Origin of the sequence: Tatumella sp. JGM130 (assembly GCF_018257525.1) — a bacterium.
GTDB classification, from domain to species: domain Bacteria; phylum Pseudomonadota; class Gammaproteobacteria; order Enterobacterales; family Enterobacteriaceae; genus Tatumella; species Tatumella punctata.
Genome location: NZ_JAERJS010000002.1, coordinates 97,958 through 114,401 on the forward strand (window position 1 = coordinate 97,958; position 16,444 = coordinate 114,401).

15 protein-coding genes are annotated in these 16,444 nt (G+C 53.6%); 10 read left to right on the forward strand and 5 right to left on the reverse strand.

Translation table 11 applies throughout. The annotated features are described in order from the left end of the window. Positions 1 to 114 precede the first annotated feature (114 nt). A complete protein-coding gene (locus tag JK211_RS01450; protein WP_212706891.1) occupies positions 115 to 1,284 on the reverse strand; it encodes a benzoate/H(+) symporter BenE family transporter in 1,170 nt (389 codons plus the stop codon). Positions 1,285 to 1,541: 257 nt separating this feature from the next. On the opposite strand from JK211_RS01450, the gene JK211_RS16990 reads away from it, so the two are divergent. Then, entirely contained in the window at positions 1,542 to 1,670 is a 129-nt protein-coding gene (locus JK211_RS16990; protein ID WP_256441121.1) for a hypothetical protein, read from the forward strand. 52 nt (positions 1,671 to 1,722) lie between these two features. Continuing rightward, on the forward strand, positions 1,723 to 2,727 hold the full coding sequence (locus JK211_RS01455; RefSeq protein ID WP_249213739.1) for an AbrB family transcriptional regulator: 1,005 nt from the start codon (positions 1,723 to 1,725) through the stop codon (positions 2,725 to 2,727). A 44-nt stretch (positions 2,728 to 2,771) separates the two neighbouring features. Here JK211_RS01455 and pqqU read toward each other — a convergent pair whose 3' ends face one another. Next, positions 2,772 to 4,916, reverse strand: coding sequence for a TonB-dependent receptor PqqU (gene pqqU / locus JK211_RS01460; RefSeq protein ID WP_212706893.1), 2,145 nt, complete (start codon positions 4,914 to 4,916; stop codon positions 2,772 to 2,774). A gap of 325 nt (positions 4,917 to 5,241) precedes the next feature. On the opposite strand from pqqU, the gene JK211_RS01465 reads away from it, so the two are divergent. The 8 genes from JK211_RS01465 (at position 5,242) to pqqF (ending at position 12,915) form a co-directional block, all read left to right on the forward strand. Then, positions 5,242 to 6,117, forward strand: a complete 876-nt coding sequence (locus tag JK211_RS01465; protein ID WP_212706894.1) for an NAD(P)-dependent oxidoreductase — start codon at positions 5,242 to 5,244, stop codon at positions 6,115 to 6,117. Positions 6,118 to 6,173: 56 nt separating this feature from the next. Beyond that, positions 6,174 to 7,193, forward strand: coding sequence for a dipeptidase (locus tag JK211_RS01470; RefSeq protein WP_212706895.1), 1,020 nt, complete (start codon positions 6,174 to 6,176; stop codon positions 7,191 to 7,193). Positions 7,194 to 7,346: 153 nt separating this feature from the next. Continuing rightward, positions 7,347 to 7,418: a pyrroloquinoline quinone precursor peptide PqqA gene (gene pqqA, locus JK211_RS01475; RefSeq protein WP_072055929.1), complete on the forward strand. Its 72-nt coding sequence runs from the start codon at positions 7,347 to 7,349 to the stop codon at positions 7,416 to 7,418. A gap of 60 nt (positions 7,419 to 7,478) precedes the next feature. After that, entirely contained in the window at positions 7,479 to 8,396 is a 918-nt protein-coding gene (gene pqqB / locus JK211_RS01480; RefSeq protein WP_212706896.1) for a pyrroloquinoline quinone biosynthesis protein PqqB, read from the forward strand. Between the two features lie 3 nt (positions 8,397 to 8,399). Next, the gene (pqqC, locus tag JK211_RS01485; protein ID WP_212706897.1) at positions 8,400 to 9,155 is read left to right on the forward strand and encodes a pyrroloquinoline-quinone synthase PqqC; all 756 of its coding nucleotides are present in this window, start codon (positions 8,400 to 8,402) and stop codon (positions 9,153 to 9,155) included. A 2-nt stretch (positions 9,156 to 9,157) separates the two neighbouring features. Continuing rightward, the gene (gene pqqD, locus JK211_RS01490; RefSeq protein ID WP_212706973.1) at positions 9,158 to 9,439 is read left to right on the forward strand and encodes a pyrroloquinoline quinone biosynthesis peptide chaperone PqqD; all 282 of its coding nucleotides are present in this window, start codon (positions 9,158 to 9,160) and stop codon (positions 9,437 to 9,439) included. After that, the gene (gene pqqE / locus JK211_RS01495) at positions 9,426 to 10,565 is read left to right on the forward strand and encodes a pyrroloquinoline quinone biosynthesis protein PqqE (RefSeq protein ID WP_212706898.1); all 1,140 of its coding nucleotides are present in this window, start codon (positions 9,426 to 9,428) and stop codon (positions 10,563 to 10,565) included. Before pqqD ends, pqqE begins: the two co-directional genes overlap by 14 nt. Positions 10,566 to 10,569: 4 nt before the next feature. Next, positions 10,570 to 12,915, forward strand: a complete 2,346-nt coding sequence (gene pqqF / locus JK211_RS01500) for a pyrroloquinoline quinone biosynthesis protein PqqF (protein ID WP_212706899.1) — start codon at positions 10,570 to 10,572, stop codon at positions 12,913 to 12,915. A gap of 53 nt (positions 12,916 to 12,968) precedes the next feature. Here the strand turns inward: pqqF and dld are convergent, their stop codons facing one another. The 3 genes from dld to JK211_RS01515 all read right to left on the reverse strand — a co-directional run bounded on the left by dld (position 12,969) and on the right by JK211_RS01515 (position 16,408). Next, positions 12,969 to 14,666, reverse strand: a complete 1,698-nt coding sequence (gene dld / locus JK211_RS01505) for a D-lactate dehydrogenase (RefSeq protein WP_212706900.1) — start codon at positions 14,664 to 14,666, stop codon at positions 12,969 to 12,971. A 356-nt stretch (positions 14,667 to 15,022) separates the two neighbouring features. Further along, on the reverse strand, positions 15,023 to 15,667 hold the full coding sequence (nfsB, locus tag JK211_RS01510) for an oxygen-insensitive NAD(P)H nitroreductase (RefSeq protein ID WP_212706901.1): 645 nt from the start codon (positions 15,665 to 15,667) through the stop codon (positions 15,023 to 15,025). A gap of 123 nt (positions 15,668 to 15,790) precedes the next feature. Continuing rightward, the gene (locus JK211_RS01515; protein ID WP_212706902.1) at positions 15,791 to 16,408 is read right to left on the reverse strand and encodes a trimeric intracellular cation channel family protein; all 618 of its coding nucleotides are present in this window, start codon (positions 16,406 to 16,408) and stop codon (positions 15,791 to 15,793) included. Positions 16,409 to 16,444 lie beyond the last annotated feature (36 nt).

Here is a 16,444-nt window from a genome sequence, read left to right on the forward strand (position 1 = left end):
GGCCACCGGATACCGATGTTACTCAGATACCGCCACGGGATAACGGCAAATTAACCGTAGAAATGACCGGGTGACCGGCGGATAGATACAAAAATAGCAGACGGCGGAACGGAACTATCGCCGCCGCAGCAGTAAATGACAAACAAGACCGCCGAGTAATCCCCAGAAAGCCGCCCCTATTCCGGCAATACTGAGACCGGACGCAGTGATCAGAAAGGTAACTATCGCCGTATCACGGTGCTGCGGCTGTTCCAGACTGCGTTGCAGACTGCCCGACAAGGTCGTCAGTAATGCCAGCCCGGCAATGGTATGAATAAACACCGGCGGCAGAGCGCTGAGTAACAGGGCAATAGTCGCCCCGGAAATGCCGGTGAGTATATAAAACACGCCAGCCATTGCCGCGGCCATCCAGCGTTTTTCGGCGCGCGGATCGACGTCGTCTCCCATACAGATTGCAGCCGTAATTGCCGCAATACACACAGAAAAACCGCCGAACGGTGATAATAGCAATGCCACGCCCCCGGTAACGGTCGTGACCTGTGAAACGGGCACCGGATAGCCGTGGGCCTGAAGGGTGGCAATACCGGGGGCATTCTGCGAAGCCATACTGACCAGAAAATAAGGGATCCCGACCCCAAGTAATAGCTGCCAGTCAAATTGCGGGGCAATAAAAACGGGGGCGGACCATTGCCAGTGAACGTCTGACAAAGCGCTGTTGCCCTGCCAGAGAATCACCAGTAATCCGGCCAGCAGGGTATAGAACACGGCGTAACGTGGTTGCAGCCGCTTTGCCAGCAGATAACAAACACACATACTGAGGCATAACGGTAAATTCTGCGACAGCCCGCTGAACGCCTGCAGGCCAAAATGCAGCAGAATTCCGGCCAGCATACCTGAGGCGATAGAGACAGGAATAAATCGCATCAGCCGTGCAAATATTCCGGTGATACCACAGATCATAATCAACAGATTAGTAAAAATAAAGATTCCGATGGTCTGCGCCAGACTGGCACCGGACAGGCTGGTGGCCAGCATTGCCGCTCCGGGGGTTGACCATGCGGTCAGTACCGGCATCCGATAGCGTACTGACAGCCAGAGTGAGGTTATCCCCATTGCAAATCCCAGCATCCCCAGCCAGCTGCCGGTCAGTGCTGTACTGGCTCCGGCGGCACTTGCCGCCTGAAAAATAATCGCCGCTGAACTGGTATAACCAACCAGTACGGCAACCATACCGGAAATCACCATCGGCAGGGTAAGCTGACGCAGGCCGGAACAGAAAGACATCGGATAAACTCCGTGACAGATTACGGGCAAGGGGCACAACATAGCATCGGGGGGGAGAGTGCACAAGATAGTCGGATATCCTGCTGACATTCAGGAGGTTAACCTGAATACTGCGGTGATCTTTTCGTTATCATTTTCAAAGTCTGCTACATTATCCTGCGCCCTGTGACAGCCTTTGTTTCAACGATATCCCGGGATTAGCTGCGGGTAATTACCGTACGCCGCCCGGCGGACCAGTAACAGATAAGGAACAACCGATGGTCTTACCCGTAACGGATAAAAACGCCTCCCTGATGATGATGTCGCAGAAAAACAGCGACCTGTTACTGGCGGGCGGCAGCGCTCCGGTGCTGATGGTAGCGGCTTGTTCAGTGGTGGCAGGATAATATGTCGACAATATTTCCGTGTCCCGGCCGCATTAGACGACCGGTGCTGCTGATGATTATCTCCGGTCTGGCCGCTATTTTTCTTGAATATCTGCATATTCCGGCGGCTTTGCTGCTCGGGCCGATGTTCGCGGCGATTATCTTCTCTGCGTCCGGGTATCCGGTGACCTTATGGCGTCCCTGTCAGCAACTGGCTCAGGCGGTGGTAGGGATGATGATTGCCAGGGCAATGCCTGCCAGCGTATTTCAAGAAATGCAGCATAACTGGCCGTTATTTGTGCTCAGTGTTGTCAGTGTGCTTACCGCCAGTACACTGCTGGGCTGGCTGATGGCGAAACTGAAAGTATTACCGGGCAGCACGGCGTTATGGGGATCCTCGCCGGGGGCCGCCACTGCGATGACCCTGATGGCGGGCAGTTTCGGTGCGGATACGCGGCTGGTTGCTTTTATGCAGTACCTGCGGGTGCTGATGGTGGCGTTACTGGCAACCCTGGTCAGTTATTATTTCAGCAGCGATTCGGGGCAACCGCCACCTGCTGTTATCTTCTTTCCGCCATTGCATCTCAGCGGTTTTTTACTGACTCTGACGGTGATTGTTGCCAGTACTTTAATGGCGGCACGGGTAAAGCTGCCTGCCGGACCGATGCTTATCAGTCTGGTCACGGGGTGTCTGTTACAGAACCTTGCCGGATTACGCATAGAGCTGCCGGTATGGCTGCTGGCAATAGCCTACGGGGTAGTTGGCTGGAGTATCGGCTTACGTTTTACGGCCGGTATTTTACGTTATGCGCTGCATGCACTGCCGGGGATCTTATTATCTGTTATCACGTTACTCAGTATCTGTTGTGGTTTTGCCTGGATGCTGGTGCATTTTGCCGGTATCGATCCCCTGACTGCGTACCTGGCGACCAGCCCCGGCGGTGCCGATTCGGTGGCAATTATTGCCGCATCCGGGCATGTTAATCAGCCGTTTGTGATGTCGATGCAGACGGGACGGTTTATTGTGGTACTGATTACCGGCCCGGCACTTTCACGGCTGATGGTACGCTGGCTATAAAAAACCTGCCGCGCCTCCGGGCAACGGCAGGGGAACCGGCATGATTAACGGAATGCGTAACTTACGTTAAAACCGACCCCGTAATTACGGCCCGGGGCCGATTCGTAATAGCGGCCGCTGGTTTCGCCGACGATCACTGAGCCGACATACTTCCGGTCAAACAGATTATCCACCCTGGCAGAAAGGTCCAGGGTCCAGTTATCTGCCAGCCATTTATAACCACTGTTTACCGAGGTTACCGCGTATGACGGGGCACTGACCGTATTCTGGTCGTTGGCTTCAATATTACTCAGATAGTGAATATCAGCACCGGCATACCAGCCTGATTCCGGGGCATATTCGACACCGGCATAGGCCATATTGCGGGCAATGCCCAGAATACGGTTACCGGTACAGTCTATGGTGCGACAGCTGTTACTCAGATAGCGGGCGTCCAGCAGTGTCCAGGCCATTTTCAGTTGCCAGTTTTCGGCAAACTGTTGTTCAAAACCCAGCTCCAGGCCACGGCGGCGGGTTTTGCCAGCATTTTTATAGGTCGCGCGGCCGTCATTATTACTGTCCGCAACAATCTCATTTCTGGTATCGGTGCGGAAGACGGCGGCAGTCAGTAAACCATAGCCGATGCGTTTTTTGGTACCCCATTCCAGCGTTTTATTGGTCGAAGGTTTCAGCCCCAGATTCAGCCCGCTTTTACCGTCCGGACGGTAAGACAGTTCGGTGATAGTCGGGGTTTCGAACCCCTTACCGGCAGACAAGTAGGTGTTCCAGCTATCATCGATGGCGTACTTCAGTGACGCGGCGGGCAGCCACTGATGGTAGCGGGCACTGCCACTGTCATCGCCATTGGACAGGTAACGGTCATGGGATGAGAAGTTAACCGTACTGTAGCGCAGCCCCGCATCCAGTGACCACTGGCCGGTCAGTTGCCAGGACGTTTGCAGATAAGGATCCAGGTTCCACATCAGGTTACGCTCGTTACGGCGTAATTTTCCTTCCTCGCCATAACTGTCGACAGCATTCCAGCGACCGGTAAAGTTTTCATAGCCTTTGCGCTGCTCGGTCATGGTTTCGTAGTCCAGCCCGCCGGTAACACTGACCGGCAGGCTGAACAGGTTATCGCGGTGTGTCCAGCGGGTATCGATACCCTGATAATGGCGGGTCAGGTCAATTACCCCTCCGGAATGGTTCGCTTTCTCGAACTGGGTTTTGGCGGGAACAGACTGATACTGGGTGGTCTGACGGATACCGGCATAGGTCATGATGCTCAGATCGTTATTCTCACCAAATGAACGCAGGTAATGCAGTCCGGCCTGGGTTTGCTCCACGGTTTTACGGGCATTATACAGGGTGACTATTGGCGCGACCTGTTGAGGGTTGTTACGCCACATCTCCGGAGTCAGTCCCCCCGGGTCATCGGCATGGATACGAACCGAATTAAACAGCAGGGTCAGGCTACTGTCATCATCAATACGGACTCCCAGCCGTGCATTGGCCAGATTTTTTTGCGCGCTGCTGTGGTCGCGATAGCCGTGGGTGGTGAAACGTGACACCGACGCGGTATAGTTCACATCGCCCGGGTGGCTGCCGTCACCGCTGGCACCACTGGCTTTGACACTGTTACGCCAGCTGCCATAACTGCCATACCAGCTGCCGGCAGATAACGTGGCGGGCTGCTGCCCGGGCTGAGTGACAATATTAATCACCCCGCCGGAGCTGTTACCGTACAGGGCCGAAAAGGGACCGCGCAGGATATCAACATGATCGATCGAGCCGATATCAATATTCGAGGTCTGTCCCTGGCCGTCAGGCATAGTCGCGGGTATACCATCGACATAAATGCGCAGACCGCGTACCCCGAAGGTTGAACGGGAACCAAAGCCGCGGATCGACATCTGTAAATCCTGGGCATAATTTTGCCGGTTAAGGATTTGCAGGCCCGGAACGCCCGCCAGTCCTTCGGACAAATTAACCTGAGGTGCCGCCTGACGCATCTCATCGCCATATACCACACTGACGGCTGCCGGGGTATCCAGTTCGGACAGCCCTTTGGCTGAGGGGGTGGCGGTGACAATCATGGCGGGGCTATTATCTTTTTCTGCGGGGGCTGTGGTAGCAGCCAAAACGCCGGCCGGCAGTAAAACCGGTAACATCAGCGTGGCTTTAAGCTGTGATAATTTAATAATTTTCATTGATGAAAGATTCGCAATCAGTTTATCGGGGCCGGGACAGACGCTCCTGCGGCAGGAGAATGCTACCTCTTTTTGCTGTTGTTGTTAAAATGTAATCTGTTTTACCGGTAAAAAACGCGGTGTCCGGGGAGATTATCAGTACAGGCTGATGAATAATAATCTTATTTTTATATTTCCCTGTCAGTAAGGCAAGGCTGTTATCGATGCAGAAATGATATATTAAGACACATTTATTATATGTATTTGCGGCGAGAATAACCCGCCGGTAGCCTGAACCGGTCAGCATCCGTTACTACGAATAATTTATGAAACAGCGGGAGGTCAGATGAGCCAGCAAACAAAAGTTGCAGTACTTGGTCTGGGGGCAATGGGACATGCATTTGCCAGCAACCTGCTCAAAAAAGGTTTCAGGGTCAGTGGCTGGAACCGCAGTGCCGGAAAAGGGGAAGACCTGGTGCCTGCCGGGCTGCAACTGGCAGACAGTGTCAGTGAAGCTGTAAGTGAAGCCGCCGTGATTATCACTATGCTGTCAGACGGTGATACCACCCTGAATATTGCCGCACAGGCGGCAGAGGCTCTCTCTGCGCAGGCGATATTCTGTCAGATGGGCACGATTGGCGTCGATGCCACCCGCCTGCTGCAGCAGTTCCTGCAGCAGAAGCGCCCGGATGTTGTGTTTCTTGATGCTCCGGTCTCGGGGACCAAAGCCCCCGCAGAAAACGCCATGATTACTGTTTTTGCCAGTGGTGAACGCAGCAGGGCCACGGCCGCCGAGTCGGTATTCGCGGCCATCAGCAAAGGCAGCCTGTGGCTGGGTGAAGCCGGTGCCGGTTCACGGATGAAGCTGGTGGTTAACAGCTGGCTGATCGGTTTAATGCAGAGTCTGGCCGAAAGTGAATTACTGGCGGAATCCCTCGGCTTCAGTCCGGAAGATCTCTGGCAGGCGCTGGAGGGCGGTCCGCTGGCGGCACCTTATGCCAAAGGCAAACTGCAGATGATAAGCCGTGATGATTTTACCCCACAGATGCAGCTGGTCTGGGCGTTAAAAGATGCGCGGCTGGCGACTGAGGCAGGCGATGTACAGCAGTTACCGGCCCTGAAAAATATTACTGAATTATGGCAACAGGCGGTCGATGATGGTTTTGGCGAACAGGACTTAGCGGTGATCAGTAAGTTTCTGGCTAACCGCAGCAAACAATAGCCAACAGCAGCGGGGGCTCCTCAACCCTCCGCGCAACCGGTATAAAGTGATTGTATATGAATGTGTATATTGATGGTCATAATGATTTGCTGATGCAGTTATGGCTTAAACATCCGGATAATCCGGAAGTCTTTTTTTTCGGCGATAGCGGTGAGGGGCACCTCGACTTTTCGCGGATTGTCCGCGGACGTTTAGGGGCCGCACTGTTTGCTATTTTTGTTCCCCCGCAGTCCTATGTGGCGCAGCACTTTCCCGGCCGTCTGGATGCGTTGCAGGATAAAGTTCAGGTAATGTGGCAACAGCTGGCGATTCTGCAACGGCTGGAACGTTACTCCGATGGTAAAGCGAGGATCTGTCGTACCTCGGCGGAGGTTGAATACTGCCTGCAACACGGAATACTGGCGATGATTGCCCATATTGAAGGGGCTGATGCGCTGGATACGCAAGGACAGCTATTGCAGGCCTTCTTTCAGGCTGGCGTACGCAGTGTCGGTCCGTTCTGGAACACGGCAAATGCCTTTGGCGAAGGCGTGACCGGTCGTTTTCCCGGTTCTCCGGACAGCGGGCCAGGCCTGACTCCCCACGGCATTGAACTTATCCGTCAGTTACAGTCACTGAATATGCTGACGGATGTTTCTCATATGAACCAGCAGGCATTTTCAGACACCGCGCGTTACAGCCAACAACCGCTGGTTGCGACCCACTCCAGTGCCCATGCATTATGTCCACAGCCGCGTAATCTGACCGATCAGCAACTGAAAATGATCGCTGACAGCGGCGGGATAGTCGGGGTTAATTTTGGTAATGCGTTTATCCGGCCCGATGGTCAGCGTAATGCGGGGACTGCCCTGAGTGTAATCACCCGGCATCTGATGTATCTGATCAATGTCGCCGGTGAAGAGCATGTCGGTTTTGGTTCCGATTTCGACGGAGTGTGCGTTCCGCAGGCACTCGGTGATGTAGCCGGGTTGCCGCTGATTGAACAAAGCCTGCGTAATGAAGGGGTTAAGGAGCGGGTGATCGCCAGAGTCTGTTATCAAAACTGGTTACGGATTTTTAAACATTTTCCGGGGTAAAGACATAACGAAACCATCTTTTCATTGACCTGAGTTTGACATTGGCGCAACATTTGTCGGGCTGAAGTGTCATAGCGCAGTGACTGACACTGCGGTTGTATGTATTTCAGTCATTTTAAGAATCTTTTAATTGGCAACATTGAGGTCAGCATCATGTGGAAAAAACCTGAATTTATCGATATGCGTCTGGGTATGGAAGTGACTCTGTACATTTCTAACCGCTAATTATCCGGTATCTTAAGTGGCCGCTTACGGGCGGTCCTTTTATTCAGTAAAGAGTAATTTATGTTTATCAAAGTGCTTGGCTCTGCTGCCGGCGGTGGTTTCCCGCAGTGGAACTGTAATTGCACCAACTGTAAGGGCCTGCGTGAAGGCAGTATCAACGCCCATGCCCGCACCCAGTCTTCAATTATTATCAGTGATAACGGTGAAGACTGGGTGTTATGTAACGCCTCTCCTGATATCTCCCGGCAAATTTTTCTGACCCCGGAATTGATCAAACGCGATGCCCTGCGTGGTACAGCCATCGGGGACATTATCCTGACCGACAGTCAGATAGATCACACCACAGGGCTGCTGAGCCTGCGGGAAGGCTGTCCGCACCGCGTATGGTGTACCGAAGAAGTACACCAGGATCTGAACAGTGGTTTCCCGGTATTTCCGATGCTGAAACACTGGAACGGCGGGCTGCAGCATCAGCCAATCCGCCCTCAGACACCTTTCCGGACCACCGTATGCCAGAATCTGCAATTTACGGCGGTACCTATTGTCAGCAATGCGCCGCCTTACTCACCGTACCGTGATAAACCGTTACCCGGACATAATGTTGCCCTGTTTGTGGAAAATACCGCCAACGGGAAATCATTATTTTATGCGCCGGGTCTGGGAGAGCCTGATCAGGTGATCCTGCCATGGTTACAAAAGGCAGACTGTCTGCTGATTGACGGCACCGTCTGGCAGGATGATGAACTGCTGAGCAGCGGGGTCGGTAAAAATACCGGCCGTGCGATGGGGCACCTGGCCCTGTCGGAAGAGCAGGGACTGATGGCGCTGCTGGCGACACTGCCCGCCAGCCGAAAAATTCTAATTCATATTAACAACACCAATCCGATCCTTAATGAAGATTCACCTCAGCGTCAGTTTCTGCAACAGCAGGGGATTGAAGTGAGCTTTGACGGAATGGCGATTCAGCTACAGGATTAACCGATGACCATAACCACAACTCTGAGCCGCGAGGACTTTGAACAGGCGTTACGTGATAAAGGGGCGTACTACCATATCCACCATCCGTATCACATCGCGATGCATAACGGTCAGGCAACCCCTGAACAGATCCGTGGCTGGGTGGCAAACCGGTTCTATTACCAGACCAATATCCCGTTAAAAGATGCGGCAATCATGGCTAACTGTCCTGATCCTGCCACCCGGCGTAAATGGGTGCAGAGGATCCTTGACCACGACGGCGCAGAGGCCGGTGAAGGCGGAATTGAAGCCTGGTTACAGCTCGGTGAAGCGGTGGGGTTATCGCGGGATGACCTGCTGTCTGACAGGCATGTTTTACCCGGGGTTCGTTTTGCGGTTGATGCGTATGTTAATTTTGCCCGCCGCGCCAGCTGGGAAGAGGCCGCCTGCAGCTCGCTGACAGAGTTATTTGCGCCGCAAATCCACCAGTCACGGCTGGACAGCTGGCCGCAGCATTATCCGTGGATCAAAGAAGAAGGGTATTTCTATTTCCGCAGCCGCCTCAGCCAGGCGCGGCGTGATGTGGAACATGGTCTGTCGCTGGCGCTTGACTACTTTGATACGGCAGCGAAGCAAAACCGGATGCTGGAAATTTTACAGTTTAAACTGGATATTCTCTGGACGATGCTGGATGCCATGACCATGGCTTATGCACTGGACCGTGCGCCTTACCATACAGTGACAGATCAGCAGGTCTGGCACACAACCCGGCTGGTGTGATGATGAATAGTTTATCCACGGTCGTCATCTTCCGCCGCGGCTACCGTCTGCAATGGGAAGCCGCCCAGGACTGTCATGTGATCCTTTACCCGGAAGGGATGGCAAAACTGAATGAAACCGCTGCCCTGATCCTGGAGCTGGTGGACGGTAAACGCACCATTGCACAGATTATCGGTGAACTGAACCAGCGTTTTCCCGACGCGGGTGGCGTCGACGACGATGTGACCGACTTTCTGCAAGCGGCAGTAAAACAAAAATGGATCCTGTTACATGAGTCTGAGTGAATCCGGAATTAAAGCCCCCCTGTGGCTGCTTGCCGAGCTGACATACCGCTGTCCGCTGCAGTGTCCGTACTGTTCAAACCCACTCGACTTTGCCAGACAGCAGCAGGAACTGACCACCGAACAGTGGCTGACCGTATTTCGCCAGGCACGGGAAATGGGCAGTGTACAGCTGGGCTTTTCCGGCGGTGAGCCACTGGTACGAAAAGACCTGGCCGAACTGATTGCCGGTGCACGGCAGCTGGGTTTTTATACCAACCTGATCACTTCCGGTATCGGCCTGACCCGTCAGAAACTGGATACGTTCGCTGACGCCGGGCTCGACCATATTCAGATCAGTTTCCAGGCCAGTGATGAAACCCTGAATGCCGCCCTTGCCGGGTCGGAAAAGGCGTTTCATCAGAAACTGGAAATGGCAAAAGCGATTAAAGCCCACGGTTATCCGATGGTCCTGAATTTTGTGTTGCACCGGCACAACATTGATCAGATCGACCGGATTATCGAATTATGTATTCAGCTGGAAGCGGATGACGTCGAGCTGGCTACCTGCCAGTTTTATGGCTGGGCTCAGCTTAACCGTGAAGGGTTGTTACCGACCCGTGAGCAGATAGCCAGCGCAGAAGCGGTGGTTAAGCGCTACCGGGAAAAAATGCAGGCTGCGGGTAACCTCACCAACCTGTTATTTGTCACCCCCGACTATTACGAAGAACGGCCGAAAGGCTGTATGGGGGGCTGGGGAGCCATTTTTATGAATGTAACCCCGGACGGTCTGGCGTTACCCTGTCACAGTGCCCGCCAGTTGCCTATCGAGTTTCCGTCGGTGCTGGATAACAGCCTGCAACATATCTGGTACCAGTCGTTCGGGTTTAACCGTTACCGGGGCTATGACTGGATGCCGGAACCCTGCCGTTCCTGTGATGAGAAAGAAAAAGACTTCGGCGGGTGCCGCTGTCAGGCATTTATGCTGACCGGTAATGCCGACAATGCCGATCCGGTTTGCAGTAAATCCGAGCATCACGGTAAAATCCTGCAAGCGCGGCGTGAAGCCGATTGCAGTGAGATTAAAGTGTCTCAGTTACGTTTCCGTAACCAGAAAAACTCGAAAGTGATTTTCACTTCACAGGGATAACCTGATGTCTGAACCCTGCATACAGCTGTCGCTGAACAATGGCCTGGCTGTACGGCTATACTCATCAGACGGGTTATCCGCCGCCTCGGCCTGTATCAGGGCCGGGGCCGGCAGTATTCATGAACCTGACCGCTGGCCGGGACTGGCACATCTGCTGGAACATCTGCTATTCCAGGGCGGTGAGGTATTCCGTGGCCAGCAACGGCTGATGCCCTGGGTAACCGGGCAACAGGGCAGGGTTAATGCCACAACCGGACTCTGCGATACCCTCTGTTATTTTTCTATTGCTACTGCCGGTTTCCCCGGGGCCCTTGCCCGGCTGCTGGATATGGTCGCGGCTCCCCTGTTCGATAAGCGGGCGATCAGCCGTGAAATCGGGGTGATTGATGCGGAATATACGATGCTCAGCCGCCATGTTCCGACCCTGATCAACGCCTTTTTACGTGAGATGATCAGCCAGCCCGGCGGTTATTCACGTTTTATCGCCGGTAACCGCCAGAGTCTGGACGGGGATATCTCTTTGCTGCAACAGGCCCTGCGTGAGTTTCATCATCGTTATTATCGCCCTGATAATCTGCAGCTGATCTTACGGGCCCCGTTACCTCTCAGCCAGCTGCGGGCCCTGTTTGACAACGCGCTGCTGGCCGCCGGGCTGGCCGGCTGGCTGGCGCCTGCGCCGTATCACCGTCGCCCCCGTGCTGACAAATATTTACTGCCGCAACGGGCAGTCCGTCCGCCGGCTGTGTTGCAGCTCGACGGAGAGGTTCACCATTGTCTGGATATGATCATCGGTGATCCTGACGGTGAACTGCGGGCAGCGGTGCCACTGCTTCGCACCCTGATCAGCGATGCCGCACCGGGGTCACTGTTTGATCACTGGCGCAGGCGTGGATTCTGCCGTCAGTTAGCGGTTGAAATTATCAGCGCCGCCGAAGGATATCTGTGGCTGATGGTCCGTGTGCAACGGCCATCTGCCGGCCCGTTGCCTGCGGGGCAACTGAACGCAGATCTGCGGGCATGGTTACAGCAACTGACCAGGTTACCGGCTGCCAGGATCAGACATTATCAGGGGCTGGCATTGCAGCATTTCCGTGCCCTGAACCCGATGGAACAGGTAAGACAGATTGCTTCAGGTACCGGGCCGTCGGACCGGCCGGTGAAAGCCCTGGCGACAGCCTTGTTACAGGCAATACCCTATGAATTACAGACATCATCCCGCACCTGTAGTGAACAGGCGACAGTGTGCGGCTTTGCTTGTCGCTGGCAGCCGCTGATCGATAGCACAGTGACAGATTCTCCGCCGCTGTCGTTTGTCTTTTACCCGCAGACCCTGAATGCACCGGCGGTAGCCGCCAGCGGCACAACTGTCGGACAATGGCAGCGTTCGGCGGTCTGTGCCCCGGGAGTCCGGATCCTGTTGCGGCCTGCCGATGGAACAACCCTGACTCCGGCGCAACTCAGACGGCTGGAAGATGCCCTGTTACCGGTATTCAGCCGAGTCAGTCATGCCGGCGGGGAGAGCGGCATTGCCTTTTATCACAATATTCCCTGGCTGTTTATTGCCCTGCCGGACAGTGGTGAGGTGCTGGATATTGTCAGCTGGCTGGCGGTGTTGTGGCCGCCATTGACCGGGGTATCCTCCGCCGCTGAGCCACAACAGATAGTGATCCGCCGTCTGCTGGCTGAATTTCCGTCTCTGTTATTACCGACAACCGCCCGGCCCTGCTGGCAGGGGGTGATCCAGTGTGATGACCGGGAGCTATTCAACACCCTGATGGCACGTTTACCGCCGCAGGTCGCTGATCTGCCACCTGCCACCGCGACGATATCCGCCGCGCAAAGTCATCATCACCAGCCGGATAAGGACGCAGATAACGGGATTTTGTTTTTCCTGCCATTACCCGATAACAGCCAGGCCGCAGTGCGAATAGCAAAGGCACTGGCTGCAATCTATCAGCCGGCGTTTTATCACTGGCTGCGGGAAGAGTTATCGGCTGGTTATGTGGTGTCCTGTCGTTTCGAGCAGTACGGAGAGATGCCCGGCATCCTGTGTGCTGTCCAGTCACCGGGCTACCCCTGTGATCAGCTGGCAACATGGTGCCGGCAGTTTTTCAAGCGGATGACTCCGCAGATTATGCAATTAAGGTTACCGCCAGCGGCCGGAGAACAGGCGCCGTTACATGCTGACCGGATAATGGCGCGGCTCGGCGAGGAATTATGGCAGGTCAGTGGCCGGGGAAACCTGCCGTCAGTGGCGGGCAGTGATGAAGTGTTACTGTTACAGCAGTTGCATTTATGGCTGACAGAAAACAGCGACCAGGCATTACAACTGACCAGTGGCCGCTGGTAATCAGGGTTCAGTTACCGGCAGTCACTGAACCCTGAACTTTATTTATCCCGGAATTATTTAGCCCAGAATTTTTTACGGCTGGTTTTACCGATTCCCGGGTTACAGGTATTGGTCGGGTCGAGCTGATGCCAGTGCTGTTGGTGTTCGCAGGAGGCCTGATACAGATGGCCGACATTATGCTCTGCGGGATAACGTGCGCCGCGTTGTTCCAGATATGCCATCACATCCTGTTTAAACTGGTGTGCATCCACCCCCGGCTTAAGCACGTAGTCCTGGTGGTTGACAAAGCAGAAGAAATGGCCACAGCAGGAATCGGCCTGAACCTGTGCCGCAAGATGCGGCGGCAGTTCGATGCGCCACTGGCTGTCGTTACGCCGCAGTGCCACATCGAAAGCCACCAGCCGCTCACTGGTCGGGTAGCCCAGATAATCACAGTAACAAATAGTACAGCCGCCCACCGCAAAACGGATCAGAAAGGCATCGGCTGCTTCACGTTTATCACACAGGAAATATTCCCCCGGACGGTGGGCGAAAAATTCGTCCAGCAGGGCAGTGAGCTGCGCAGTCTGCACGGCATCCACTTTAATCATCAGGTGATGAACAAACCGCTGGCGATAGGCCATAATGCGTGGCGCAACAAAGGACGGTGTGACCTGGTTAAAGCCCTGGATCAATTTATCGGTGAAATTATGTGGCAGAAAACGGGCATGTTTTACCCGCACATCCCAGCGCGCTTTATTCGCCATCAGTCCGGGTAATGCCTGCGGGCCCAGCTTACGAATAGCAAGGAACATATGTTTGGCATAGCGCAACGTCAGGTCAAAAGCCCCGGCGTGAATATATTCAGCCTGTAAGGGTAATTCATCCATTTTTTCCAGCAGGAAACGCCGCAACTCTACCAGTTCCGTTTCATCATTACTGCCAATATAAAAGGTACGGGTTTGTTCACTGGCGGCGAACGTCGGCAAACGGGCGGCAAATACCACGACTTTACCGGCACAGCCTGCACTGTCATATAAATAACGTTTATCGCCGTTAAACCGGGCCGGTGAAGCCGCCTGTGTATCCCGCAGTTGTTTTGCATAATCGTCGGCCCAGATTTTACCTTCCCAGTCTTCTGCATCGCCGGTGGTATATTCTCGGGTTTCGAGGGCATTAATTATTCTTTCCGGGGTATCCCCCAGCTGGATCCCCAGATGGTTGACCAGCTCCAGTTGTCCGTCTTCGGTGATGCGCGCAAACAGTGATTTTTCCGTAAATGCCGGGCCGCGGCGGATCAGTGAACCGCCGGAGTTGTTGCATAACCCGCCAATCACCGACGCACCGATACAGGATGAGCCAATGACCGAATGAGGCTCCCGTTGTAAGGGTTTCAGAGTGTCTTCAAGCTCAGTCAGCGTCGTGCCGGGGAAAGCGATCACCTGCTGATGATTATCAATTACCTGTACGCCCGTCAGCAGTCTGGTACTGATAATCACGATATCGCGGTCATAATCGTTACCATCGGGCGTTGACCCGCCGGTCACGCCGGTATTGGATGCCTGCATCAGAATAATCACATCTTCTGCCACGCAGACTTTCAGCAGTTGCCAGAGCTGTAATAATGTCTGAGGCAGTACCACGGCGAGCGCATCACCCTGACCGACACGGAATCCTTTGGTATAAAATGCCTTGTCATCCTCGCTCACTAAAACCTGTTTATCTCCCGCGATTTCATGCAGCTTGCGGATCAGCTCCTGACGGTTATTCATCTATCCTGTCTGCCTTTTATTTTTCATTTTTGCCTGTGGCGGATTGATTGTGCTGCTTGTTTCGATGACCTGCCGCGACGTCCTGCGCTAGCAGTGCGATAACGTCGCGGCCTGCAATATATGAAAGCGCTTTTTTGATCAGGAAGAAAGGGGCTAAATAAAAAAAACTTATCGGACTAAAAGAAAATATCTAACAGAACCACAAAAACGCTGTTTTTGTTCTGTTAACTGATTTATTTAAACAATTGATTAACATTTAATGCCGGAAAAGCAGGGGAGATTCGGCCGCAGAGGACAGGATAAAAGCGACAGGGCGGAAAAAATCCCTGCCGCAGCGGCAGGGATTGTCATGAAGACTATAGCCGGGTAATGACTTGCTGTTCACTGAAACGTGACTTAGGTAACGTGGCGTTAAAATCTTTTTCACTATTAAAGCCAATCGATGCCACCACCAGACTGTGCATGCCTTTTGCTTTCAGTCCGAGCAGTTCATCCATTTTCTGCGGATCAAAACCTTCGATTGGAGTAGCATTCAGGTCCAGCGCTGCGGCACCCAGCAGCAGAAAGCCCAGAGAAATATAGGCCTGACGTTCCAGCCAGTGGCGAACATTCTGTTCATCACCGCCGAAGGCAGCAATATACTGACGGCGGCCATTATCATTAGCTGCTGCGCTGGCGTCATCTTTGAAACGACCATCGGCCGTTTCCCGGGCGTGAACTGCGGCGAGATGCGCGTCATCCAGACGGTCAGCTGAGGCAAACACCACTACCATGGCAGCATCACGTACTCTCGGCAGGTTGAATTCGCGGATGGCGGGTAAAATTTTTGCTTTTCCTTCATCGCTGGTAACCGCAAAAAAATGCCAGGGTTGCAGGTTCAGGGAAGAGGGGCTGTTGCGCAGGAGATCCAGCAATTGCTGCTGTTGTTCAGCAGTCAGCTTTTTTTGCGGATCATAGGCTTTGGTTGTGTAACGCTGTTTGGCAACCTCGACGATATTCATCTGGATGACCTCCGGAGTAATGTTAAACACTGGCTATATTCAGGCTAAAGTAACAATTTCGTTATCAGACGACCAGTCTAATCCCCGGCTGACGCACTAAAGGTTAAAGGGGCCTCTGACGGGTTAAAAGTATTTATTCGCGATAGTTTTCAGAGTGATATTGTACTTAAGCGACAACAGCCGGATCAGTGTGCAGGTAACGATAGATAGCCAGACACTGTAGTGTTCCGGAATAATATTAGCAGAACCCAGTAACTCGATAGCCGCACCAATTAATGCCGCACTGGCATAGATCTCTTTGGTAAAAATAACCGGTGTTCTCCCCGCCAGAATATCCCGCAGACATCCGCCACCGACCGCACTGACACAGCCCATTAAAATAGAGAATTCGATATTTTGCGTATATTGCCAGGCTTTATTTGCACCAAAGGCGGCAAAAAATCCCAGTCCCAGGGCATCAAAGAACAGGGCCGGTTTTTCGAAAGAGAATACCAGTTTCTGGAAATAAGACAGCAGAGTCATGGCCATAATCACGCAGAGCAGGTATTCCACATTCACCAGCCCTGCGGGCGGGGTGGCACCCAGACAGAGATCCCTGATACAGCCGCCGCCAATGGCGGTAACAAATGACAGTGCAAAGACACCAAACAGATCGAACCGGTTTCTGACGCCGACAGTAGCCCCACTGAGGGCAAAGACAAAAGTACCGAATAAGTCGATAAAGTGTAAAAGTAAGCTCATAAATTCTCGATAAACCGGGTTTCAGGCAGTAAAAAC